23 protein-coding genes are annotated in these 19,561 nt (G+C 74.2%); 12 read left to right on the top strand and 11 right to left on the bottom strand.

From position 1 onward, the window contains the following. The first annotated feature begins 205 nt into the window (after positions 1-205). Positions 206-529 (top strand): WhiB family transcriptional regulator, encoded by a 324-nt coding sequence (locus ACIO5E_RS06615; RefSeq protein WP_033333275.1) that lies wholly within the window; start codon positions 206-208, stop codon positions 527-529. Positions 530-678: 149 nt separating this feature from the next. Here ACIO5E_RS06615 and ACIO5E_RS06610 read toward each other — a convergent pair whose 3' ends face one another. Together ACIO5E_RS06610 and ACIO5E_RS06605 are read right to left on the bottom strand one after the other, a co-directional pair. Then, on the bottom strand, positions 679-1,899 hold the full coding sequence (locus tag ACIO5E_RS06610) for an ArsA family ATPase (protein ID WP_400664507.1): 1,221 nt from the start codon (positions 1,897-1,899) through the stop codon (positions 679-681). Further along, the gene (locus ACIO5E_RS06605) at positions 1,896-2,978 is read right to left on the bottom strand and encodes an ArsA-related P-loop ATPase (RefSeq protein ID WP_400664505.1); all 1,083 of its coding nucleotides are present in this window, start codon (positions 2,976-2,978) and stop codon (positions 1,896-1,898) included. Before ACIO5E_RS06605 ends, ACIO5E_RS06610 begins: the two co-directional genes overlap by 4 nt. Positions 2,979-3,186: 208 nt before the next feature. Between ACIO5E_RS06605 and ACIO5E_RS06600 the strand changes: the two genes are divergently transcribed. The 5 genes from ACIO5E_RS06600 (at position 3,187) to ACIO5E_RS06580 (ending at position 5,778) form a co-directional block, all read left to right on the top strand. Then, on the top strand, positions 3,187-3,345 hold the full coding sequence (locus tag ACIO5E_RS06600; RefSeq protein WP_094743074.1) for a DUF4177 domain-containing protein: 159 nt from the start codon (positions 3,187-3,189) through the stop codon (positions 3,343-3,345). Next, positions 3,342-3,809, top strand: coding sequence for a RidA family protein (locus tag ACIO5E_RS06595; RefSeq protein WP_400470132.1), 468 nt, complete (start codon positions 3,342-3,344; stop codon positions 3,807-3,809). Before ACIO5E_RS06600 ends, ACIO5E_RS06595 begins: the two co-directional genes overlap by 4 nt. Before the next feature lie 64 nt (positions 3,810-3,873). Continuing rightward, positions 3,874-4,740 carry an NUDIX hydrolase gene (locus tag ACIO5E_RS06590; protein WP_400664502.1) on the top strand — a complete coding sequence of 289 codons (867 nt, stop codon included), beginning with the start codon at positions 3,874-3,876 and terminating at the stop codon, positions 4,738-4,740. Positions 4,741-4,774: 34 nt separating this feature from the next. Next, on the top strand, positions 4,775-4,948 hold the full coding sequence (locus ACIO5E_RS06585) for a hypothetical protein (RefSeq protein ID WP_400664500.1): 174 nt from the start codon (positions 4,775-4,777) through the stop codon (positions 4,946-4,948). Continuing rightward, a complete protein-coding gene (locus tag ACIO5E_RS06580; RefSeq protein WP_280673422.1) occupies positions 4,945-5,778 on the top strand; it encodes an MBL fold metallo-hydrolase in 834 nt (277 codons plus the stop codon). Before ACIO5E_RS06585 ends, ACIO5E_RS06580 begins: the two co-directional genes overlap by 4 nt. Positions 5,779-5,863: 85 nt before the next feature. Here the strand turns inward: ACIO5E_RS06580 and ACIO5E_RS06575 are convergent, their stop codons facing one another. Together ACIO5E_RS06575 and ACIO5E_RS06570 are read right to left on the bottom strand one after the other, a co-directional pair. Further along, entirely contained in the window at positions 5,864-6,538 is a 675-nt protein-coding gene (locus ACIO5E_RS06575) for a Crp/Fnr family transcriptional regulator (protein WP_030240972.1), read from the bottom strand. A 152-nt stretch (positions 6,539-6,690) separates the two neighbouring features. After that, positions 6,691-7,722: an ArsR/SmtB family transcription factor gene (locus tag ACIO5E_RS06570; RefSeq protein ID WP_400664498.1), complete on the bottom strand. Its 1,032-nt coding sequence runs from the start codon at positions 7,720-7,722 to the stop codon at positions 6,691-6,693. A gap of 119 nt (positions 7,723-7,841) precedes the next feature. Between ACIO5E_RS06570 and ACIO5E_RS06565 the strand changes: the two genes are divergently transcribed. Continuing rightward, entirely contained in the window at positions 7,842-8,678 is an 837-nt protein-coding gene (locus ACIO5E_RS06565; protein ID WP_400664496.1) for an isocitrate lyase/phosphoenolpyruvate mutase family protein, read from the top strand. A gap of 43 nt (positions 8,679-8,721) precedes the next feature. On the opposite strand, the gene ACIO5E_RS06560 is transcribed toward ACIO5E_RS06565, so the two are convergent. Further along, on the bottom strand, positions 8,722-9,339 hold the full coding sequence (locus tag ACIO5E_RS06560) for an RraA family protein (protein ID WP_400664494.1): 618 nt from the start codon (positions 9,337-9,339) through the stop codon (positions 8,722-8,724). Between the two features lie 109 nt (positions 9,340-9,448). Next, on the bottom strand, positions 9,449-9,985 hold the full coding sequence (locus tag ACIO5E_RS06555) for a GNAT family N-acetyltransferase (RefSeq protein ID WP_280673413.1): 537 nt from the start codon (positions 9,983-9,985) through the stop codon (positions 9,449-9,451). Positions 9,986-10,017: 32 nt separating this feature from the next. Between ACIO5E_RS06555 and ACIO5E_RS06550 the strand changes: the two genes are divergently transcribed. After that, complete coding sequence (locus ACIO5E_RS06550) at positions 10,018-10,575, top strand: TetR/AcrR family transcriptional regulator (protein ID WP_400664491.1); 558 nt, start codon at positions 10,018-10,020, stop codon at positions 10,573-10,575. A 39-nt stretch (positions 10,576-10,614) separates the two neighbouring features. On the opposite strand, the gene ACIO5E_RS06545 is transcribed toward ACIO5E_RS06550, so the two are convergent. Continuing rightward, entirely contained in the window at positions 10,615-11,403 is a 789-nt protein-coding gene (locus tag ACIO5E_RS06545) for an alpha/beta fold hydrolase (protein ID WP_400664489.1), read from the bottom strand. 243 nt (positions 11,404-11,646) lie between these two features. On the opposite strand from ACIO5E_RS06545, the gene nth reads away from it, so the two are divergent. The 4 genes from nth to ACIO5E_RS06525 all read left to right on the top strand — a co-directional run bounded on the left by nth (position 11,647) and on the right by ACIO5E_RS06525 (position 15,363). Further along, positions 11,647-12,525: an endonuclease III gene (gene nth, locus ACIO5E_RS06540; protein WP_400664487.1), complete on the top strand. Its 879-nt coding sequence runs from the start codon at positions 11,647-11,649 to the stop codon at positions 12,523-12,525. After that, on the top strand, positions 12,522-13,280 hold the full coding sequence (locus ACIO5E_RS06535; protein WP_400664485.1) for an NUDIX hydrolase: 759 nt from the start codon (positions 12,522-12,524) through the stop codon (positions 13,278-13,280). The genes nth and ACIO5E_RS06535 overlap by 4 nt, the downstream gene beginning before the upstream one ends. Before the next feature lie 46 nt (positions 13,281-13,326). Next, positions 13,327-14,511: a MarP family serine protease gene (locus tag ACIO5E_RS06530; protein WP_400664483.1), complete on the top strand. Its 1,185-nt coding sequence runs from the start codon at positions 13,327-13,329 to the stop codon at positions 14,509-14,511. Positions 14,512-14,661: 150 nt separating this feature from the next. Further along, positions 14,662-15,363 carry a metal-dependent hydrolase gene (locus tag ACIO5E_RS06525; RefSeq protein ID WP_280673403.1) on the top strand — a complete coding sequence of 234 codons (702 nt, stop codon included), beginning with the start codon at positions 14,662-14,664 and terminating at the stop codon, positions 15,361-15,363. An 87-nt stretch (positions 15,364-15,450) separates the two neighbouring features. Here ACIO5E_RS06525 and ACIO5E_RS06520 read toward each other — a convergent pair whose 3' ends face one another. The 4 genes from ACIO5E_RS06520 to nhaA all read right to left on the bottom strand — a co-directional run bounded on the left by ACIO5E_RS06520 (position 15,451) and on the right by nhaA (position 19,010). Then, positions 15,451-15,660 carry a hypothetical protein gene (locus tag ACIO5E_RS06520; protein WP_280673402.1) on the bottom strand — a complete coding sequence of 70 codons (210 nt, stop codon included), beginning with the start codon at positions 15,658-15,660 and terminating at the stop codon, positions 15,451-15,453. 171 nt (positions 15,661-15,831) lie between these two features. Then, on the bottom strand, positions 15,832-16,875 hold the full coding sequence (locus ACIO5E_RS06515) for an alpha/beta fold hydrolase (protein WP_400664480.1): 1,044 nt from the start codon (positions 16,873-16,875) through the stop codon (positions 15,832-15,834). A gap of 94 nt (positions 16,876-16,969) precedes the next feature. Further along, positions 16,970-17,446, bottom strand: coding sequence for a phage holin family protein (locus ACIO5E_RS06510; protein ID WP_400664478.1), 477 nt, complete (start codon positions 17,444-17,446; stop codon positions 16,970-16,972). A gap of 187 nt (positions 17,447-17,633) precedes the next feature. Further along, positions 17,634-19,010, bottom strand: a complete 1,377-nt coding sequence (gene nhaA, locus ACIO5E_RS06505; protein ID WP_400664476.1) for a Na+/H+ antiporter NhaA — start codon at positions 19,008-19,010, stop codon at positions 17,634-17,636. Between the last annotated feature and the right edge of the window lie 551 nt (positions 19,011-19,561).

Below are 19,561 nucleotides of genomic sequence, written 5' to 3'. Positions count from 1 at the left end.
CTATCGCACACTTGGCAAGGCTTGCGACCTGCGATCACTCCAACGAGTGAGCTGACCGGTACCCATAGTCCAATCGGGTCATTCGAGATTGAGCCCGGAGGGGCTGTTGCAAGCTGCCGTTCTTCCGTAACGTCCTCAACTGGCAACGGTGAGTATGCCGTTGCCGCCGTGGGGGAGCCTCGATACGGGAGAGGACGGCGCCGGGATGGGCTGGGTTGACGACTGGAGTGCGCAGGCCGCCTGCCGCACGAGTGATCCGGACGAGTTGTTCGTCCAGGGGGCGGCGCAGAACCGCGCCAAGGCGGTGTGCAGCGGGTGCCCCGTCCGCACGGAATGTCTGGCAGACGCACTGGACAACCGGGTCGAGTTCGGGGTCTGGGGCGGGATGACGGAGCGCGAGCGCCGGGCGCTGCTGCGCCGCCGCCCGACGGTCATGTCGTGGCGAAGACTGCTGGAGACGGCCCGCACCGAGTACGAGGAGTCCCTCGCCACCGGTGTGATACTGACGGACTACGCCCAGGCGGGCTGAGCACGACGGCGCCGGGCATACCGGCGCTGGGCACATCGGCGAGGAACATGACGGCGCCGAGCAAACCGGCGACGGGCACACCTGTGCTGGGGGCACAGGCGCACCCGCGCCGGATACGTCGGTGCCGGGCGTCCGGCGCGGGTCGGCGCCTACGCGGTGCCGCTGAGCCGGTCCCCGATGGCCCGCAGCCCGTCCAGGTCGTGCACGTCGCCAGGCAGCGCGGCGACCTCCACGATCGGCACGTCCGGGTACACCGACACGAAGCGGTCCCGGGTGCGGCGCTCCCGCCCCATGATCTGCATCCGCTCGGCGTGCAGCCGCAGCAAACCGGCCGCGAGCAGTTCGGCCTCGGGCGAGGCGTGCTCAGAGCCGTTCTCCTCCAACGTCTCGGCGGCCGCCAGCGCCCGTTCCGCGGTGAGCTGCGGCGCGCCCGAGCCGTGCACCCGGTTGAGCACCAGCCCGGCCAGCGGCATCCGGTCCGCGGCGAGCCGGTCGACGAAGTACGCCGCCTCGCGCAGCGCGTCCCGCTCCGGCGCGGCCACCACCAGGAACGCCGTGCCCGGCGCCTTGAGCAGCTGGTACGTGCGGTCGGCGCGCTCGCGGAAGCCGCCGAACATCGAGTCCATCGCGCTGACGAAGGTCTGCACGTCGGTGAGCAGCTGGGCGCCGAAGATCTTGCCCAGGGTGCCGGTGAGCAGGCCCATCCCGGCGTTGAGGAACCTCATCGCGCTGCGGCCGCCGACCTTGGCCGGGGCGGTCAGGATCCGGATCACCCGGCCGTCGAGGAAGGATCCGAGCCGGTTGGGCGCGTCCAGGAAGTCCAGCGCCGAGCGGGACGGCGGGGTGTCGACGACGATCAGGTCCCACTCCTCGGCGGCGCGCAGCTGCCCGAGCTTCTCCATCGCCATGTACTCCTGCGTGCCCGCGAAGCCGGCCGACAGGGACTGGTAGAACGGGTTCTCCATGATCGCCTTGGCCCGTTCGGGTTCGGCGTGGGCGAGCACGACCTCGTCGAAGGTCCGCTTCATGTCGAGCATCATGGCCTGCAGCTCGCCGTCGCCGGTGACCCCCTTGACGACCCGGGGGGTGTTGTCCAGCTCGGTCAGGCCCATCGACTGGGCGAGCCGCCGGGCCGGGTCGATGGTCAGCACCACGACCTTGCGGCCGCGTTCGGCGGCCCGCAGGCCGATCGCCGCGGCGGTGGTGGTCTTGCCGACGCCGCCGGAGCCGCAGCAGACGATGATCCTGGTCTTCGGGTCGTCGATCAGCCCGTCGACGGCGAGTCGGCTGCCGGTGGCGCGTACGCCGCCGCCGTGGTCGCTGGTCCGGCCGACCCCGCCGTTGCCGCCGCTGGTTCCGCTGCTGGTCACGCCGCCCCCTGCCGTTTCAGTTGGCCCGCCAGCCGGTACAGCCCGCCGAGGTCCACGCCCTCGCCCAGCAGCGGAAGTTCGTAGGTGGGGAGCCGCAGCTGCTGCAGATCGGCGCGCTGCTCACGCTCCAGCTCGACCCGCTCGGCGTGTTCCCGGGCCTGCTCCAGCAGCGGGTCGAGCAGCGGCTCCACCGCCGCCCGGACGGTCTCCGCCTTGCGCGAGCGCCCGCCGAGCCCGGCCTCGCCGAGGGCCAGGGCGACCTCTTCGCGGTGGTCCCCGTCCACTGCGGCCACCGCCGCGGCGTCCAGCACCGGCGGCCGGACCATGTTGACCATCACCCCGCCGACCGGGAGCCTGGCCTCGCGCAGCTCGGCGAAGCCGTCGACCGTCTCCTGAACCGGCATCTCCTCCAGCAGGGTGACCAGGTGCACCGCGGTCTCCGGCGACTTCAGCACCCGCATCACGGCCTGCGCCTGCGTGTGTATCGGCCCGATCCGGGCCAGCCCGGCGACCTCGGCGTTCACGTTCAGGAACCGGGTGAGCCGTCCGGTCGGTGGCGCGTCCATCACGACCGCGTCGTAGCGGCGGCGGCCGTCCGGGCCCTTGCGCCGGGCCGCCTCGCAGGCCTTGCCGGTGAGCAGGACGTCCCGTACGCCGGGCGCGATGGTGGTCGCGAAGTCGACGAAGCCGACCTTCTGCAGCGCCTTGCCGGCCCGGCCGAGCTTGTAGAACATCTCCAGGTACTCGAGCAGCGCCAGCTCGGTGTCGATGGCCAGCGCGAACACCTCGCCGCCGCCACCGCCGCCCCCCTCGTCGGGCGGCAGGCCCAGCTGGGCGCGGGAGACCGAGGCGATCCGGCGCTCCTCGTACGGGAGGGCGGCGATGCCGAACAGTTCGGCGATGCCCTGCCGCCCCTCGACCTCGATGAGCAGGACCCGCCCGCCGTCGGCGGCGAGCGCCAGCGCCAGCGCGGCGGCCAGCGTGGTCTTCCCGGTGCCGCCCTTGCCGCTGACCACGTGCAGCCGGACGCCCTCCCAGTCGGGGTCGCGCCGGGCCGCCTGGCCGGGGGTGCGTGCCACGCTCCGTCTCCGTCCGTCTCGTGGGCCGGGGGCCGCTCCGTCGGCCGGCCCGATCTCCGGTGCCCTCTCGCGAGGGTAACCAGGGAGCGCGCCGGATGCCCGGAGCACCAGGGGGGCCGGGCCTGAATCATGCCCCCTTTGTGGGCCACCTCACACGCCGGTCCGTGGGCGGCGCCGATCGCCGCGGCGGCTCGTCTAGAGTCTGGCCATGACCAAGTGGGAATACATGACGGCGCCTCTGCTCGTGCACGCCACCAAGCAGATCCTGGACAACTTCGGCGAGGACGGCTGGGAGCTCGTCCAGGTCGTGCCGGGCCCGAACCCGGAGCAGCTGGTGGCCTACTTCAAGCGGGAGAAGAACGCATGAGCAAGGTCGAGGCGAAGCTCGCGGACCTGGGTCTGACCCTGCCGCCGGTGGCCGCTCCGGTCGCCGCGTACGTGCCGGCCCTGCGCTCGGGCGAGTTCGTGTTCACCTCCGGCCAGCTGCCGGTCGTCGGCGGCAAGCTGCCGAGCACCGGCAAGGTCGGTGCCGAGGTGTCCCCGGAGGAGGCCAAGGAACTCGCGCAGACCTGCGCGCTGAACGCGCTGGCCGCGATCAAGTCGGTGATCGGCGACCTGGACCAGATCGAGCGGGTCGTGAAGGTCGTCGGCTTCGTCGCCTCGGCCCCCGACTTCACCGGCCAGCCGGCCGTGATCAACGGCGCCAGCGAGCTGCTCGGCAAGGTGCTGGGCGAGGCCGGCGTGCACGCCCGTAGCGCGGTCGGCGTCGCGGTGCTGCCGCTGGACGCCCCGGTCGAGGTCGAGCTGCAGGTGCGGGTCAAGACCAGCTGACCGTGATCGCGAAAGGCGGGGTTGGGCCTGTCCAACCCCGCCTTCGTACGCTTAGCATCCGGGCATGGACCATCGAGCGACGACGCTCCCGATGCCGCCCGGTTGGCCCGCCCGGATCCGGGCGGTCGACTCCGGCGCGCTGACCCCGGCGGTGCCCAGGCCCGCCGCGACGGTCGTGCTGCTGCGCGACGCGGCCGACGGGCCGCAGGCGTACCTGCTGCGCCGGCGCACCTCGATGGCCTTCGCGGCCGGCATGTACGCCTACCCGGGCGGCGGGGTGGATCCGCGCGACGCCGAGGTGGAGACGGGCTGGGCCGGGCCGACGCCCGAGGAGTGGGCGCGGCGGCTCGGGGTGGACGCCCGGACGGCGCGGGCGGTGGTCTGCGCGGCCGTCCGCGAGACCTTCGAGGAGGCCGGGGTCCTGCTGGCCGGGCCGGACGCGGACAGCGTCGCCGCGCCGCGCGACTGGAGCGCCGAGCGGGCCGCGCTGGAGGCGCACGAGCTGTCCTTCGCCGAGTTCCTCCGCGACCACGGCCTGGTGCTGCGCAGCGACCTGCTGGGCGGCTGGGCCCGCTGGGTCACCCCGGAGTTCGAGGAGCGCCGCTACGACACCTGGTTCTTCGTCGCCGCGCTGCCGACCGGGCAGCGCGCGGCCCTGGAGGTCGGCGAGGCCGACCGAGTGGCCTGGCTGACGCCCGCCGAGGCCGTCCGGGGCTACCAGGAGGGCCGGTTCGGGATGCTGCCGCCGACCGTGACGGTGCTGCGCGAGCTGTCGCCGGTGCGCACCGCCGCCGAGGCCCTGGCCGCGGCCGCCGGGCGGTCGCTGGAGCCGGTGCTGGGCCGGGCCGAGGTCCGGGGGGACCGGATGACGGTCCGCTGGCCCGGGTACGACGAACTGACCATCGACGGGGACTTCCCCGAGGACTCCTGACCCGGAGACGCCGAACAGAAAGGACCGACGCCCGATGACCCACAACGACGTGGCTCGCCGGACGGCACCCGCGCTGCCCGCCCGCCGCCTGATCCCCCGTACCCCGGCCTGCGAGGGCCCGGTCCCGTTCGTCGAGGCGACCCAGCGGTCCCTCGTCCGGCCGCTGCCGCCGAGGGCCCTGTACCGCGACGGCGAGGGCGGCCGGTGAGCGGACTCCTGCCGGGCGACCCCGCCGCCGCCATCGACGGCGAGGCCACCCCTCGGGCGCTGTGCGTGCTGGCGCCGAACCCGTCGCCGATGACGCTGGACGGCACCAACACCTGGCTGCTCTCCGAGCCCGGCTCGGACCTCGCCGTGGTGATCGACCCGGGGCCGCTGCACGAGGGCCACCTGCGCCGGGTGGTCGACCTCGCGGAACAGCAGGGCAAGCGCGTCGCGCTGACCCTGCTCACCCACGGCCACGCCGACCACTCCGAGGGCGCGGCCCGCTTCGCCGAGCTCACCGGCACCGAGGTGCGCGCCCTGGACCCGGCGCACCGGCTGGGCTCCGAGGGCCTGGTCAACGGCCAGCGGCTGGACGTCGGCGGCCTCGACCTGCGGGTGGTCGCCACCCCCGGCCACACCTCGGACTCGCTGACCTTCCACCTGCCCGCCGACGGTGCGATCCTCACCGGCGACACCGTCCTCGGCCGCGGCACCACGATGGTCGCCCACCCCGACGGCCGGCTCGGCGACTACCTGGACTCGCTGCGCCACCTGCACACGATGGCCTCCGCGCACGGCGTGCGGACGGTGCTGCCCGGCCACGGCCCGGTGCTCGCGGACGCGCTCGGCGCCGTCGACTACTACCTCGCCCACCGGGCCACCCGGCTCGCGCAGGTGGAGACCGCGGTCGAGGCCGGCTGCCGGACCGCGGAGGAGGTGGTGGCCCGGGTCTACGCCGACGTCGACCGGACGCTCTGGCCGGCCGCCGAGCTCTCGGTCCGGGCGCAGCTGGAGTACCTGGAGGAGCACGGGCTGATCCCGGGCCTCGACTGACCGGGGTGCAGGCCCCCTGCAACCCGGGGAGAACGCCGAAGGGCCCGTCCGCTCGGACGGGCCCTTCGGCGTGGACGGGGCGGTGTCAGCGCGAGCGGCGCGACAGCCGCTCGACGTCCATCAGCACCACCGCGCGCGCCTCCAGCTTCAGCCAGCCGCGGCCGGCGAAGTCGGCGAGCGCCTTGTTGACCGTCTCGCGGGAGGCGCCGACCAGCTGGGCCAGTTCCTCCTGGGTGAGGTCGTGGGCGACGTGGATGCCCTCCTCGGACTGCACGCCGAAGCGGCGGGAGAGGTCCAGCAGGGCCTTGGCGACGCGACCGGGCACGTCGGAGAAGACCAGGTCGGACATCACGTCGTTGGTCCGGCGCAGACGGCGGGCGATGGCCCGCAGCAGCGCGATGGAGACCTCGGGGCGGGCGTGCAGCCAGGGCTGCAGGTCGCCGTGGCCCAGACCGAGCAGCTTGACCTCGGTCAGCGCGCTGGCGGTCGCGGTGCGCGGGCCCGGGTCGAACAGCGACAGTTCGCCGATCATCTCGCTGGGGCCGAGGACGGCGAGCATGTTCTCGCGTCCGTCCGGCGAGGCGCGGTGCAGCTTGACCTTGCCCTCGGCGACGACGTACAGCCGGTCGCCCGGGTCGCCCTCGTGGAACAGCGACTCACCACGTGCGAGGGTCACCTCGGTCATGGAAGCGCGCAGCTCGCCGGCCTGTTCGTCGTCGAGTGCCGCGAAGAGTGCGGCGCGCCGCAGAACGTCGTCCACGTGCTTCCTCCTTCTCGGCCGTCCGGCGGGTGGGCCGTCCGGCGCAAGTTCCGTACCGTGCTCTGCATCACCAAGCATGGCGCATGTCGCTCCGATCATATGAGGAGGGGGTGCGCCGAGGTGTGCTGCGCGGGGCCATTCGTACCGGCGGATCACCGGCCGGGGCGCCGCGGGGGAGGTGTTGGATCGAACGCCTGCTCGGATGGCTCGAACAGCGAATCGCCCACCGCCGTGCGGGCGTAGAGGACGCTGTGGCCCGCGCGGTGGGCACTGGTCAGACCCGCCGCGCGCAGGGCGGTCAGGTGCTGCGAGACGCCGGCGGCGGACAGGCCGGTGCGGCGGGCCAGCTCGGTGGTCGAGGCCGGGGAGTCCAGTTCGGCCAGCAGCCGGGCCCGGGACCGGCCGAGGACGGTGGCCAGCGCGTCCCGAGTCCCGCCCGGGCGGGGCTCCCAGAGGGTGGCCGCGCCGCGCGCCGGGTAGCTCAGCTGCGGCGGGTCCGGCGGCAGCACCCGGGTCAGCACCCGTGGCCAGGCGAAGGCGGAGGGCAGGAGGAGCAGCCCGGCCCCGGCGGTCAGCCGGGTGACCGCGCAGTGCCGTCGCTCCAGGCGCAGCGCGGTGCCGTCCCAGCGGACCGTCTCGTGCAGCTCGTCCAGCATCCGCGCGGTGCCGTGCTCGGCGGCCTGCCGGGAGCGGTGGAACACGTCCGCCTCCAGCAGGGCGCGGATCCGGGCCCAGTACGGGGCGAGCGCGAGTTGCCAGTACGCCCCGATCTCGGCGGCGAGCCGGGGCAGCTGCCCGGCCGGGTCGCGGTACAGCGACTCCAGGACGGGCGGCAGGCGGCCGCCGGCCTCGGCGGCGAGGATGTCGAGGTCGGCCCGGACCTGCCCGGCGCCGGTGGCGGTGATCGCGGCCAGCTCGTCGGCGAGGGCGGGGGCGAAGCCCGTCGGCGCGGGGTTGAGGAAGTCGGGCAGGTGGCCGGTGGGCGGGACCATGACGGCCAGTCGGCTGCGGTCCAGCCCGGTGGCGGTCGGCCGGGCGCGGACCTGGTCGGCCCAGCGGCGGTGCAGCGCGGGGACGGGGGAGTGGGCGAGGGCGCGGAGGCTGGTCACCACCTCCTGCATGGGGGAGACGGCGAAGCGGGTCAGCGCCAGGTCGTTCGCGGAGAAGTGCAGTGCCGTCCGCATGCCGGGCCCCTCCCAGAAGATTCGGGCTCAGCTTAATCAGTGGTGGCCGCTGCGGGGCGGGCCGCACGATGCGGGGGAACCGAGGCAGCACCCGACGGCACGGAAGACGGTGACCCCGCATGTCCCCCACCCCCACCTTCACCCCCACCCTGCGCGAGCGGGCGCTGCGGCTGCGGGAGCTCGTCGCGGACGGCCCGCTCGTCCTGCCCAACGCCTGGGACGCGGGCAGCGCCGCCGTCATCGCCTCGGCCGGAGCCCGGGCGATCGCCACCACCAGCGGCGGCGTCTCCTGGTCGCTCGGCCGCGGCGACGGCCACCGGCTGGAGCGGGCCCAGGCCGTCGAGGCGGCCCGCCGGATCGTCGCGGCCGTGGACGTGCCGGTCACCGTCGACGCCGAGGGCGGCTACGGGCCGCTGCCCGCCGACGTGGCCGCGACCGTGGCGGCGCTGGTCGAGGCCGGCGCCGTCGGCGTCAACCTGGAGGACTCGGCGGCCGTCGGCGGCCCGCTGTTCCCGGTGGCCGAGCAGGCCGACCGGCTGCGGGCGGCCCGGGCGGCGGCGGCCGGGGCCGGCCTGCCCGAGCTGGTGGTCAACGCCCGTACGGACGTGTTCCTGTTCGGGCTGGGCGGGCTCGACGACGTCCTGGCCCGGGCCGAGGCCTACGCCGGGGCGGGCGCCGACGGCCTGTTCGTGCCCGGGCTGCTCGACCTCGACGCCCTCGCCGAGCTGTGCCGGCGCTCCCCGCTGCCGGTGAACGCCATGGCCGTCGCGGGCGGGCCGACCGTCGCCGAACTCGCCGCCGCGGGGGTGCGGCGAGTCAGCGTCGGCACCGGTCTCGCCCAGCTCGCGTACACGGCGGCCCGCCGCGCCGCGGCCGAACTGCTCGGGCCCGGGACGCTGGCGGAGCTGGACGGCGCGCTCGGCTTCGGCGAGCTCAACGGGCTGTACGGGGGCTGACCGCGTTCCCGGGGGCTGGCCTGGGTCAGCCGGGTCAGTCGGGTCAGTCGGTGAAGCCCAGCTCGCCGAGGGTCTTCTCGATCCGGGCGTGGTGCGCGGCCTCCCAGTCGTCCAGCGTCTCGGCGGCCTCCTTGGCCAGCTTGGCGCGGGCCGCCGCCAGGGCCTCCGCGCGCCGGGCCGCGGGCACCACCACGACCCCTTCCGCGTCGGCCACCACGATGTCGCCGGCCGCCACCGACACGCCGCCGCAGCGCACCTGGGCGCCGTGCGTGCCGAGGGCCCGCTTGGCCCCCGGGATCGGGATCACGCCACGGGCGAACACCGGGAAGCCCAGCTCCCGGACCTCGCCCAGATCCCGGATCAGGCCGTCGGCCACGAAGGCCGCGACGCCCCGGCGCTGCGCGACGGCGCACACGTTGCCGCCGGCCAGCGCGTAGTCCAGGTCGCCCGACTCGACGACGATCACGGCGCCCGGCTCGGCCCGGTAGATCGCCGCGTGCAGCATCAGGTTGTCGCCGGGCGGGCACTGCACGGTGAACGCCGGGCCGGCCACCCGGAGCGCCCCGGGCCAGAGTGGACGAATGCCGATGTCCATCACCTGGGCGCGCCCGAGCACGTCGGCCAGCGTGGTGGTGGGGATGTCCTTGAAGTGCTGGTCCATGCTTCCTCGTCATCCGGGTCGGGTGCTTCGTGCGGCGGTGCGGCGGTGCGGCGGTGCGGCGGTGCGGCGGTGCAGCGGTGCGGCGGTGCAGCGGTGCGGCGGTGCGGCGTCAGGCCAGCGCCAGTTCCATGGCCTGCTCGGTGGTCTCGACGCCCCACTTGCGGGCCGGTCGGGAGACCGTGAGCCGGAAACCGGCCTGTTCGTAGAGGTGGTGGGCGGCGCCCAGGCCGGCGATGGTCCACAGCAGCACGCCGTGCGCCGCTCGCTCCCGCGCCTCGGCGAGGGCGGTGTCCAGGAGCCGGTGGCCCAGCCCCTGGCCCCGGACGGCCGGGTCGGCGATCACCCAGCGCAGCTGCCACCAGCCGGGCCGGTCCGCGACCCGGGTCAGCCCGGTCGCGCCGACCACCCGTCCGTCGAGCTCGGCCACCCAGAGCCGGCCGGGCGCGGCACCGCCCTCGGCGGCGCGGGCCAGCGCGAGTTCGGCCATGCCGAGGGCGACGTGGGCCTCCATCGTGGCGTCCATCCCGAACTCACGGGCGTACAGCACCCCGTGCAGCGCGGCCACCGCCCCCAGGTCGCCCGGCCGGTCGGCCTCCCGGATCTCCACCGGCACGGCACCCGCCTCCTCCACCGCAGCAGTCTTCACTGAAACAGTCGTTTCAGTGAAGACTAGGGCGCATGCCTGACGCTGTCGACACCTCGCAGCCCTCCGCCCGCCGGACCGAGCTGCTCGCGGCCACCAGACGCTACCTGGCCGAGAACAGCCTCTCCGACCTCTCGCTGCGGCCGCTCGCCGAGTCGATCGGCAGCAGCCCCCGGGTGCTGCTCTACCTCTTCGGCTCCAAGGAGGGCCTGATCCGCGCCGTGCTCGCCGCCGGCCGCGAGGAGCAACTGGCCCTGCTGGCCCGCTGCGAGCAGGAGCCCGGCACTCCGCGCGAGACCCTCGACCGGCTCTGGGACTGGCTCACCGCCCCCGAACGCCGAAGCGTCCTGCGGCTGTTCTTCGAGGGGTACGTCCGCGCCCTCGGCCCCGGACCGGACGGCCCCTGGCGCGGCTTCGCCACCGCCTCGCTCGACGAGTGGCTGCCCCCGCTGCGCACCCTGATGGCCGACTCGCCCGTCGACCCCGCGCTCGCCCTGGCGGTGATCCGGGGGCTGTTGCTCGACCTGCTCGCCGACGATCGGAACGCGCCGCGGGTGGCCGCCGCCTGGCGGTCCTTCCTCGCCGGGGTCTGAGCCCGCGGCCGCGTTCCGTCGTTCGTCCGGACCCGCCGGTCAGGCGAAGAACGTCACCAGCTCCGGCGCCAGCACCTCGGCCGCCACCTCGTGGGTCTGGCCGGCCAGTGTCCGGTACTCGGCGCCCGGCACGGCCGCCGCGACCGCGCGCGCCGGCGCCCGCAGCGACTCCGGGCTGGCGCCGCCGTCGACGACGAGCGTCGGCACCGCGACCCGGCCCAGGACATCGCCCGGGACGGCCGCGCCGCCGTGCACCCCGAGCGCCGCGGCGTCGTAGGGCAGGGTCGGCGCCACCGCCTCGAAGGCCGGCCACATCGGGGCCGCGCGCAGCCCGTCCAGCAGCTCCGCCGGCATGCCGGCGAAGATCATGAGGGCCGCGACGGCGTCACCGCGCCGACCGTCCGCGAGCGCCGCGTCCAGCTCGGCCACGTACTGGGCGAACCGGGCGCGCTGCCCGTCCTCGGCGCTGAACGGCGGCTCGTAGACGGCGAGTCGGCTGATGCCGACGCCCTGCGCGGCGGCCCGCAGGGCGAGCGCGGCACCGGAGGACACCCCGAGGACGGCGGCCGAGCCGCCGGCGGCCGTGATGACGGCCGCCAGGTCCTCGATCTCGCGCTCCACCGCGAAGGGCGCGGTGTCGCCGCTGTCACCGCGGCCGCGCCGGTCGTAGGTCCAGACGGTGTGGTGCGCCGCGAGCTGCTCGGCCAGGGCGGGAGCCGGGCCGAAGCCCCGGTGGCAGAGCGCGCCGTCCACGAGGACGACGGCCGGCCCGGAGCCGGTCACGGAGCAGGCGATGCCGGTGCCGTCGGCGGAGACAACGGTGTTCATGGGGTGGGTCCTTCGCTCGTATGGATCGGTCACAGGGGTAGACCGTCCGCCGCCGCAGAACTCATCGCTCCGGCCGAGGATTTCCTCCACCGCGGGCAGGGACGTATGCCGGCGCTCCGCCACTTTTGTCGGAGGCACCGGAACGGGTCATGGTGGGATGGGCAGGAGGCCCCGGGGCGAGCGGCAGGCGCCGGTCGCGCTGATCGGCCCCGGGGGGTCCGCCGGGCGGCGTAGCCTTCGTGCATGGCAGAGAGCAAGGCCCGGAAGGCGGCGGCGCCGAAGCCGACCGTGAAGAAGGCGGCGGTGAAGCCGGGGAAGCCGGAGTCGCATCTGGCGATGGTGCGGCGGGCACGGCGGATCAACCGCGAGTTGGCGGAGTTGTACCCGTACGCGCATCCGGAGCTGGACTTCGAGAACCCGTTCCAGCTGCTGGTGGCGACGGTGCTGTCGGCGCAGACGACGGACCTGCGGGTGAACCAGACGACGCCGGCGCTGTTCGCGAAGTACCCGACGCCGGAGGACATGGCGGCGGCGAACCCGGAGGAACTGGAGGAGGTCATCCGCCCGACCGGGTTCTTCCGGAACAAGGCGAAGTCGTTGATCGGCCTCTCGGTCGCCCTGCGCGACGAGTTCGGCGGCGAGGTCCCGGGCCGCCTCGACGACCTGGTGACGCTGCCGGGCGTGGGCCGCAAGACCGCCAACGTGGTCCTCGGCAACGCCTTCGGGGTGCCCGGGATCACCGTGGACACGCACTTCGGGCGGCTGGCCCGGCGGTTCGGCTGGACCGCCGAGGAGGACCCGGTGAAGGTCGAGGCGGCCGTCGCCGAGATCTTCCCGAAGTCGGAGTGGACGATGCTGTCGCACCGGGTGGTCTTCCACGGCCGCCGGATCTGCCACTCCCGCACCCCCGCCTGCGGTGCCTGCCCGATCGCGCCGCTCTGCCCGTCGTACGGGGAGGGCGAGACCGACCCGGAGAAGGCGCGCAAGCTGCTCAAGTACGAGCTGGGCGGGCAGCCCGGGCAGCGGCTGCGGCCGCCGGGGGACTTCCCGGGGGAGGCCGCCGCCCGGGCCGACGCCGCCGCGCACCAGGGGCGGGTCGCGGACCTGGCGGTGGGCGAGTGACGCGGCGGACGCCGGAGCCGTCGGCGGCCCCGGTGATCGAGCGGGACGGCCTGCCGGTCTGGCTGGACCCGGTGCGGGACGCCGCCGAGCGGGTGCTGCCGGAGCAGCTGAGCCGCTTCCTGCCGCCGGTGGAGGGCGGCCGGGCGGCGGCGGTGCTGATGCTGTTCGGCGAGGGCCCGGACGGGCCGGACCTGCTGCTGATCGAGCGGGCCCGTTCGCTGCGCTCGCACGCCGGGCAGCCGTCCTTCCCGGGCGGCGCGCTGGATCCGGAGGACGGTGATCCGGACGGTCCGGGCCCGATCGCGGCGGCGTTGCGCGAGGCCTGGGAGGAGACCGGGCTGGACCCGGCCGGGGTGCAGGTGTTCGCGGCGCTGCCCGCGCTGTACATCCCGGTCAGCCGGTTCGTGGTGACCCCGGTGCTGGGCTGGTGGCGCGAGGAGTCGCCGGTGCGGCCGGTGGACCAGGGCGAGACCGGCGCGGTGTTCCGGGTGTCGATCGCGGACCTGGTCGACCCGGCGAACCGGGTCCGGCTGCGGCACCCGTCCGGACACGTGGGGCCGGCCTTCGCGGTGGCCGGGCGGCTGGTCTGGGGGTTCACGGCCGGGGTGATCGACCGGGTGCTGCACCACAGCGGACTGGAGCTGCCCTGGGACCCGTCCCGGATCGTCGACCTCTCGGACGAGGCGCTGGCCCTGGTGCAGGGCGACCTCGACCACTCCCGGGCGCTGCTGGGCGGCGACGCCGGTACCTCGTGAGGGCCCGTCCGCGCGGCCGGGTCGCGGGCCGTGGGAGGGTATCGGGGTGAACGTCCTGGATGTGCTGCTGATCGCCGCTGCCGTGGGATTCGCCGTGTCGGGTTACCGGCAGGGCTTTGTGGTGGGCGTCCTGTCCCTGGTCGGCTTCCTGGGCGGCGGCCTGCTGGCCGTCCAGCTGCTGCCGTTGCTGCTCGACCACCTCAGCCCGGGCACCACCGCCTCGGTGGTGGCCGTGGTGGTGGTGATCGTGTGTGCCGCGATCGGCCAGGCGATCACCGCGCACTTCGGCTGGAAGCTCCGCGGCCACATCGACCGCCGCCCGGCGCGGGTGCTGGACGCGACCGGCGGGGCGGCCGTGAACGTGGTCTCGATGCTGCTGGTGGCCTGGCTGATCGGCTCGGCGCTGGCCGGGGCGTCGCTGCCGACGGTGTCCAAGCAGGTCCGCTCCTCGGCGATCCTCGGCGGCGTGCAGAACGCGCTGCCCGACGACGCGCCGAACTGGTTCTCGGACTTCTCCAAGGTGCTCGCCCGCAACGGCTTCCCGCAGGTCTTCAACCCCTTCGAGCACGAGCCGATCACCCAGGTCGACACCCCCGACCCGGCGCTGGCCGGCAGCCCGGCGGTGGCGCGGGCCAAACAGAGTCTGGTCAAGGTGGTCGGCACCGCCACCTCCTGCGGAAAGACCCTGGAGGGCAGCGGCTTCGTCTTCGCCCCGCACCGGGTGATGACCAACGCCCACGTGGTCGGCGGGGTCGACGAGCCCACCGTGCAGATCGGCGGGGCCGGGCAGCTGTACGACGCGACGGTGGTCCGCTACGACTGGCAGCGCGACATCGCCGTCCTGGACGTGCCCAAGCTGAACGCGCCGGCGCTGTCCTTCGCGGGCGAGGCGAAGACCAACGACAGCGCGATCGTGGCGGGCTTCCCGGAGAACGGCGCCTTCAACGTCCAGCCGGCCCGTATCCGCGGCCGGATCCAGGCCAATGGCCCGGACATCTACCACCGCGGCCAGGTGGTCCGCGACGTCTACTCGGTCCGCTCGCTGGTCCGTCAGGGCAACAGCGGCGGCCCGCTGCTCACCCCGGACGGCCAGGTCTTCGGCGTGGTGTTCGCCAAGTCGCTGGACAGCGCCGACACCGGGTACGTGCTGACCGCGGCCGAGGTGCGGGACGACGCGGAGAAGGGCAGCACCGCGAACACCCGGGTGGACACCCAGGGCTGCGCGCTCTGACCGGGCCCGGCGGCGGTCCGACGCGCCGGGTCCTACCATCCGATATCCGTCGCACCGTCAGTCCGCCCTGGTAGCCTCTGCCGCGCTCACCCGTTCGGCTCAACCGGGCGCCGTCCCGGAGTGAGTCTTACGGGAGGTCGTGGTAGTCCGATGATGGGTCACTCGCACGCGGTCAGTGGGGCGATGCTGTACGCCGCCTCGGCGCCGTTCCTGCCCCCGCTGCTGCTGCACACCACGCTGCAGCCGGCGGACATACTGATGGGCACGGTGCTGTGCGCGGGTGCGGCCCTGCTGCCGGACCTCGACCACCACGACGGCTCGATCGCCAACTTCCTCGGGCCGCTCTCCAAGGCGCTCTGTCGCTTCGTGGCCTGGGCCTCCGGCGGTCACCGGCACGCCACCCACTCGCTGCTGTTCGTCGCGCTGATGGGCGCCGGCACCTGGGCGGGCGTCACCTTCCTGGGCCGCAACTTCACGCTCGCGCTGACCTTCTTCCTGCTCGCGCTCGCGATCCGGGCACTGCGGCTCTGCCCGCCGGGCGACGGCCCGGAGGCCTGGATCACCATCATCGGGCTGTCCGCGCTCGGCACCTTCGGGATGAACACCTGGATGCCGAGCTCGCCGGGCTGGCTGCCGTACGCGGTGGCGCTGGGCACCCTGGCGCACCTGCTGGGCGACTGCCTGACCAAGAAGGGCGCGCCGCTGCTCTGGCCGCACAAGGAGCGCTACGAGGTGGTGCTGATCAAGCGCAGCGGGAACAGCGTCGAGACGAAGGTGCTGGTGCCGATCATGTCGGTGGCGACCTTCGTCCTGCTCTGGTTCACCGCGCTGTCGCCGACGATCGTGAACTGACCCGTCGGGAACGGTCGTGCGCTGACCCGTAGGGAACGATCGTGCACTGACCCGCCGGGAACCGGCCGGGTGACGCGGCGCGAGGCCTCAGGTCTCGCGCCGCAGTCGTGCGCCGACCCAGCGGGCGCGCCGACCGAGGATGCGGGGGATGCCGAGCTGGCGCTGCGCCGGGCGCTGACGGCGGTCGAGGCCGTCGTGGCCGAGGTCGTCCGCCCGGTCGGGGCGATGGGCGGAGCGCTGGGAGCTGTTGTGGCGTCGGGCGCGCGGGGCGCCGCCGCGATCGGGCATCCAGGTCATACCGGAATGGATGCCCTTGGGGCGGTGGGGGTAACCGCCCGGCGTACGCCGAAGTTGGCCTATGCGGTTGTCATATGAGCTTAACGATAGGGGAGTTGGGGCCAAGGGCCCTTCCCCCGCGTCCCTTCCCGCGCACCCCGCCCGCGTGCCCCTCCCGCCGCTCCCCGGCCGTCACTCCTTGTGGCGGCCGACCCAGTCCAGCAGCTCCGCGGTGAACTCCTCCGGGGCCTCCTCGTGCGGGAAGTGCCCGACCCCCGGCAGCAGCCGCCAGCGGTACGGCGCCGCCACGTACTCCCCGCCGCCGAGCGCGGTGTGCGACAGCAGCACCGGGTCCGCCGCGCCCTGGACGTGCAGGGTCGGCGCCGTGATCGGCTTCTTCATCCGTCGGGCGAACTGGATGCCGTCCGGGCGCGCCATCGAGCGCAGCAGCCAGCGGTACGGCTCGATCGAGCAGTGCGCCGTGCTGGGGATCCGGATCGCCTGCCGGTACGCGTGCACCGTCGCCTCGTCCAGCTGGTTCGGGCCGGTCCAGGCCTCCAGGTAGCGGCCGATCTGCGCGGCGTCGTCGGCGACCAGGCGGCGTTCCGGTATCCACGGCGGCTGGAAGCCCAGCACGTGCTCGAAGGCGGCCGCCTGGCGGCGGTCGGTCAGCAGGGCCCGGCGCAGGTCCCGGGGGTGCGCGGCGGAGACCACGGTGAGGCTCTGGATCACCGACGGGCGCATCACGGCGGCCACCCAGGCCAGCGTGCCGCCGGAGGCGTGCCCGACCAGGTGCGCCCGGCGTTCGCCGAGCGAGCGGATCACCCCGGTGATGTCCAGGGCGAGGTTGCCCGGGTCGTACCCGCGCGGGGTGCGGTCGCTGCCACCGATGCCCCGCAGGTCGAGGGCCACCGCCCGGTAGCCGGCCTCGGCGAGCGCGGTCAGCTGGTGGCGCCAGGCCCACCAGTACTCGGGCCAGCCGTGCACCAGCAGCACCAGCGGGCCCGTGCCCAGCTCGGCGATGTGGAACCGGGCGCCGTTGGCCGCGAGGTCCCGGTGCGTCCACGGGCCGGCCTGCCGGACGCTCCAGGCCTCGGCCTCGCCGTCGGAGCCGCCGCCGGCCCCGCCGTCGGGGGCGGTGCCGGGGCCCTCCTCGGCGGGCTCCCGTCCGGGGGCCGGATCGGGGCCGGAGTCGGCGGACGGCTGCGCGGGTTCGGGCTTCTGGTCAAGCGGCATACCGAGAGCGTGTCACATCCGCGGCTCGGACAGGTGTCCGGCACTCACTCCCGGCGGGGTCCGGGCAGGCGGCGCGCCGCCCCCGGAGGGACCGTTACGGGATGCGGCCCAGGGCCCGGTCGATCTCCTCCTTGGTGGCCGGGCGCGGCCGGGCGTTCTTCAGCACGTCGGCGGTCTTCTGGGCGCCCTCGATGGTGCGGTGCGGCTTCTCGATCCGCTTGAACGAACGCCAGGCCATCAGCCCGAGCAGCACCGCGAGCAGCAGGTAGGCGCCGGCCACGATGAGGAACGACCAGCCGAGCGACAGGCCCAGCGCGTGGATGCCGAACGCCGCCGCGGCGCTCAGCATCGGGACGGCGGCCAGCGCCACCACGCCGGCGACGGCCAGCGAGACGCCCCCGGAGACGCCGCGCTTGACGTCCGCCCGGATCTCGGCCTTGGCGAGCGCGATCTCGTCGTGGACCAGCGCGGACAGGTCGGCGGTGGCCGCCGCGAACAGCTGCCCCACCGAACGCTCGCCCTCGTAGGGCGCCCGGCCGTTGCTGGACGGGTCTGCGGCTCCTGCGGGCATCAGCGGTTCTCCTCTGCGGCTGTGCGGCGTGACGCCGCCGTGTGGTGCGGTTCCGGGGGCCGGTGGGGCCCGGAGGCGTCAGTGGACTGTCGACAGCTCAGAATCATGCCCCTACCGGTCAGTCGCACACCACTCCGGGGCCCCGCCGGAGGGATGTGTCCCGACTGCGGGCGGCTCCTGGCAGGCCTCAGCGGTCCGTTCCGGACCCCTCGCCGGTCGGGTGCCGGGTCGGTTCGGCGACCCGGGCCCGCCAGGCCGGGTCGTCCTGCTGGTAGACGTCCGGAACGCCGTCGTCGTCCAGGTCCCGGTCCTCCTCCTCGCACAGCGCGCGGTAGTGCCGGTTGCGCAGCTTGAGCAGGACGGTGGCGACCGCCGCGCAGAGCAGCGAGCCGACCAGGACGGCCGTCTTGGAGCGGTCGGCGAGGGCCAGGTCGCCGGGGAAGGCCAGCTCGCTGATCAGCAGCGAGACGGTGAAGCCGATGCCCGCGAGCACCGAGACCGCGAACATGTCGGCCCACTTGAGCTGCGGGTTCAGTTCGGCCCGGGTGAACCGGGCGGCCAGCCAGGTGCCGCCGAATATGCCCACGGTCTTGCCGACCAGCAGCCCGATGACGATGCCCATCGGCGTGGCCTGGGTGAACACCTCGCGCAGCGCCGGGACGGAGATCGTCACCCCGGCGGCGAACAGCGCGAACACCGGGACGGCCAGGCCGGCCGAGAGCGGGCGGACCAGGTGCTCGATGTGCTCGCCGGGGGAGTGCTGCTCGTCGCCCTCCTTGTGGCAGCGCAGCATCAGGCCCATCGCGACGCCCGCGACCGTGGCGTGGATGCCGCTCTCGTGCATCAGCGCCCAGTTCACGACGGCCAGCGGCACGAAGAGGTACCAGCCGTGCACCCCGCGCCGGTGCAGGAACCAGAACAGCACCAGGCCGGCGAAGGCCAGGCCGAGCGCCCAGAACTTGATGCCGGAGCTGTAGAAGATCGCGATGATCAGGATCGCGATCAGGTCGTCCACCACGGCGAGAGTGAGCAGGAAGGCGCGCAGGGCGGACGGCAGGTGGCTGCCGACCACGGCCAGCACGCCGAGTGCGAAGGCGATGTCGGTGGCGGTCGGGATGGCCCAGCCGGCGGGGTGGCCGCCGCTGCCCGAGTTGACGAGGGCGAACAGGATCGCCGGCAGCGCGACGCCGCAGACGGCGGCTATCACCGGCAGCACCGCGGCGCTCGGGGAGCGCAGCTCGCCCGCGACGAACTCGCGCTTGAGCTCGATCCCGGCGACGAAGAAGAAGATCGTCAGCAGGCCGTCCTTGGCCCAGGTGCCCAGGGTGAGGTCCAGGTGCAGCGGGGCGGACGGCCCGATGGTGTAGTCGAGGACGCTCTCGTACGCGTGCGGCCAGGCGTTGGCCCAGATCAGCGCGACCACGGCGGCGATCAGCAGCAGCACGCCGCCGACCGTCTCGGTGCGCAGGGCGTCGGTGACGAAGGTCCGCTCGGGCAGGGAAAGCCGGCCGAGAAGCTGCCGACGGCGGGTCGTCGGCTCGTGGACGGGCGGCTGGTCGGTCACGCGGGACCTCCTGAGGGGCTGGGAGCGGCAACGGATACACCTGTGGTGCAGTTGCCGACCAGACTTCCCGGCGCGCCCTGTGACGCCCGGACTCCTGCTCAAGGATCTTGATGCGTCATTAACAGTCTAACGGGATCGTTCGGGTGACATCCGGATTGTCCTATTCAAGGACTTAAGCCCTGCGAGCCGGTTCTGCATCCCGGCGGAGCAGCGGTACGGCACTCGAACGGCCCCAGCCGCATGCGGACGGGTGAACGCGTCCCTGTCGTCGGTCGCAGGCCGGCGCGCGCTCACCGCGAAGCCGCGGTTTCGTCCGGAGCGCGTACGACACCCTGCGCACCCCGGCGGCCGACCGGGGGAGGGCGGAGGACCGACAGCCGTGCCCCGGGCGGTGGTCACCGCCCGGGGCACGGGTTCATCGCTTCGGCAGGCTCAGCCGTTGCTGCCCGACGGCGGCAGCTGGGCCTGGATCTGGCTCATCACCGTGCTGTCGGCGAGGGTGGTGGTGTCACCGACCTCGCGGCCCTCGGCGATGTCGCGCAGCAGGCGGC

The sequence above is a fragment of the Kitasatospora sp. NPDC087314 genome, from assembly GCF_044744365.1.
Lineage (GTDB): Bacteria > Actinomycetota > Actinomycetes > Streptomycetales > Streptomycetaceae > Kitasatospora.
Note: the sequence above shows the minus strand (reverse complement) of the source record. Positions and strands in the feature narration are given on the sequence as shown.

Excerpts from the sequence above, each read along its gene's own strand:
- ACIO5E_RS06545 (WP_400664489.1), bottom strand. The coding sequence starts at position 11,403 with ATGAACACCGTTGTCTCCGCCGACGGCACCGGCATCGCCTGCTCCGTG.
- ACIO5E_RS06615 (WP_033333275.1), top strand. The coding sequence starts at position 206 with ATGGGCTGGGTTGACGACTGGAGTGCGCAGGCCGCCTGCCGCACGAGT.
- ACIO5E_RS06520 (WP_280673402.1), bottom strand. The coding sequence starts at position 15,660 with ATGACCTGGATGCCCGATCGCGGCGGCGCCCCGCGCGCCCGACGCCAC.
- ACIO5E_RS06600 (WP_094743074.1), top strand. The coding sequence starts at position 3,187 with ATGACCAAGTGGGAATACATGACGGCGCCTCTGCTCGTGCACGCCACC.
- ACIO5E_RS06550 (WP_400664491.1), top strand. The coding sequence starts at position 10,018 with ATGCCTGACGCTGTCGACACCTCGCAGCCCTCCGCCCGCCGGACCGAG.
- ACIO5E_RS06595 (WP_400470132.1), top strand. The coding sequence starts at position 3,342 with ATGAGCAAGGTCGAGGCGAAGCTCGCGGACCTGGGTCTGACCCTGCCG.
- ACIO5E_RS06515 (WP_400664480.1), bottom strand. The coding sequence starts at position 16,875 with ATGCCGCTTGACCAGAAGCCCGAACCCGCGCAGCCGTCCGCCGACTCC.
- ACIO5E_RS06570 (WP_400664498.1), bottom strand. The coding sequence starts at position 7,722 with ATGCGGACGGCACTGCACTTCTCCGCGAACGACCTGGCGCTGACCCGC.
- ACIO5E_RS06585 (WP_400664500.1), top strand. The coding sequence starts at position 4,775 with ATGACCCACAACGACGTGGCTCGCCGGACGGCACCCGCGCTGCCCGCC.
- nth (WP_400664487.1), top strand. The coding sequence starts at position 11,647 with ATGGCAGAGAGCAAGGCCCGGAAGGCGGCGGCGCCGAAGCCGACCGTG.
- ACIO5E_RS06525 (WP_280673403.1), top strand. The coding sequence starts at position 14,662 with ATGATGGGTCACTCGCACGCGGTCAGTGGGGCGATGCTGTACGCCGCC.
- ACIO5E_RS06510 (WP_400664478.1), bottom strand. The coding sequence starts at position 17,446 with ATGCCCGCAGGAGCCGCAGACCCGTCCAGCAACGGCCGGGCGCCCTAC.
- ACIO5E_RS06565 (WP_400664496.1), top strand. The coding sequence starts at position 7,842 with ATGTCCCCCACCCCCACCTTCACCCCCACCCTGCGCGAGCGGGCGCTG.
- ACIO5E_RS06560 (WP_400664494.1), bottom strand. The coding sequence starts at position 9,339 with ATGGACCAGCACTTCAAGGACATCCCCACCACCACGCTGGCCGACGTG.
- ACIO5E_RS06590 (WP_400664502.1), top strand. The coding sequence starts at position 3,874 with ATGGACCATCGAGCGACGACGCTCCCGATGCCGCCCGGTTGGCCCGCC.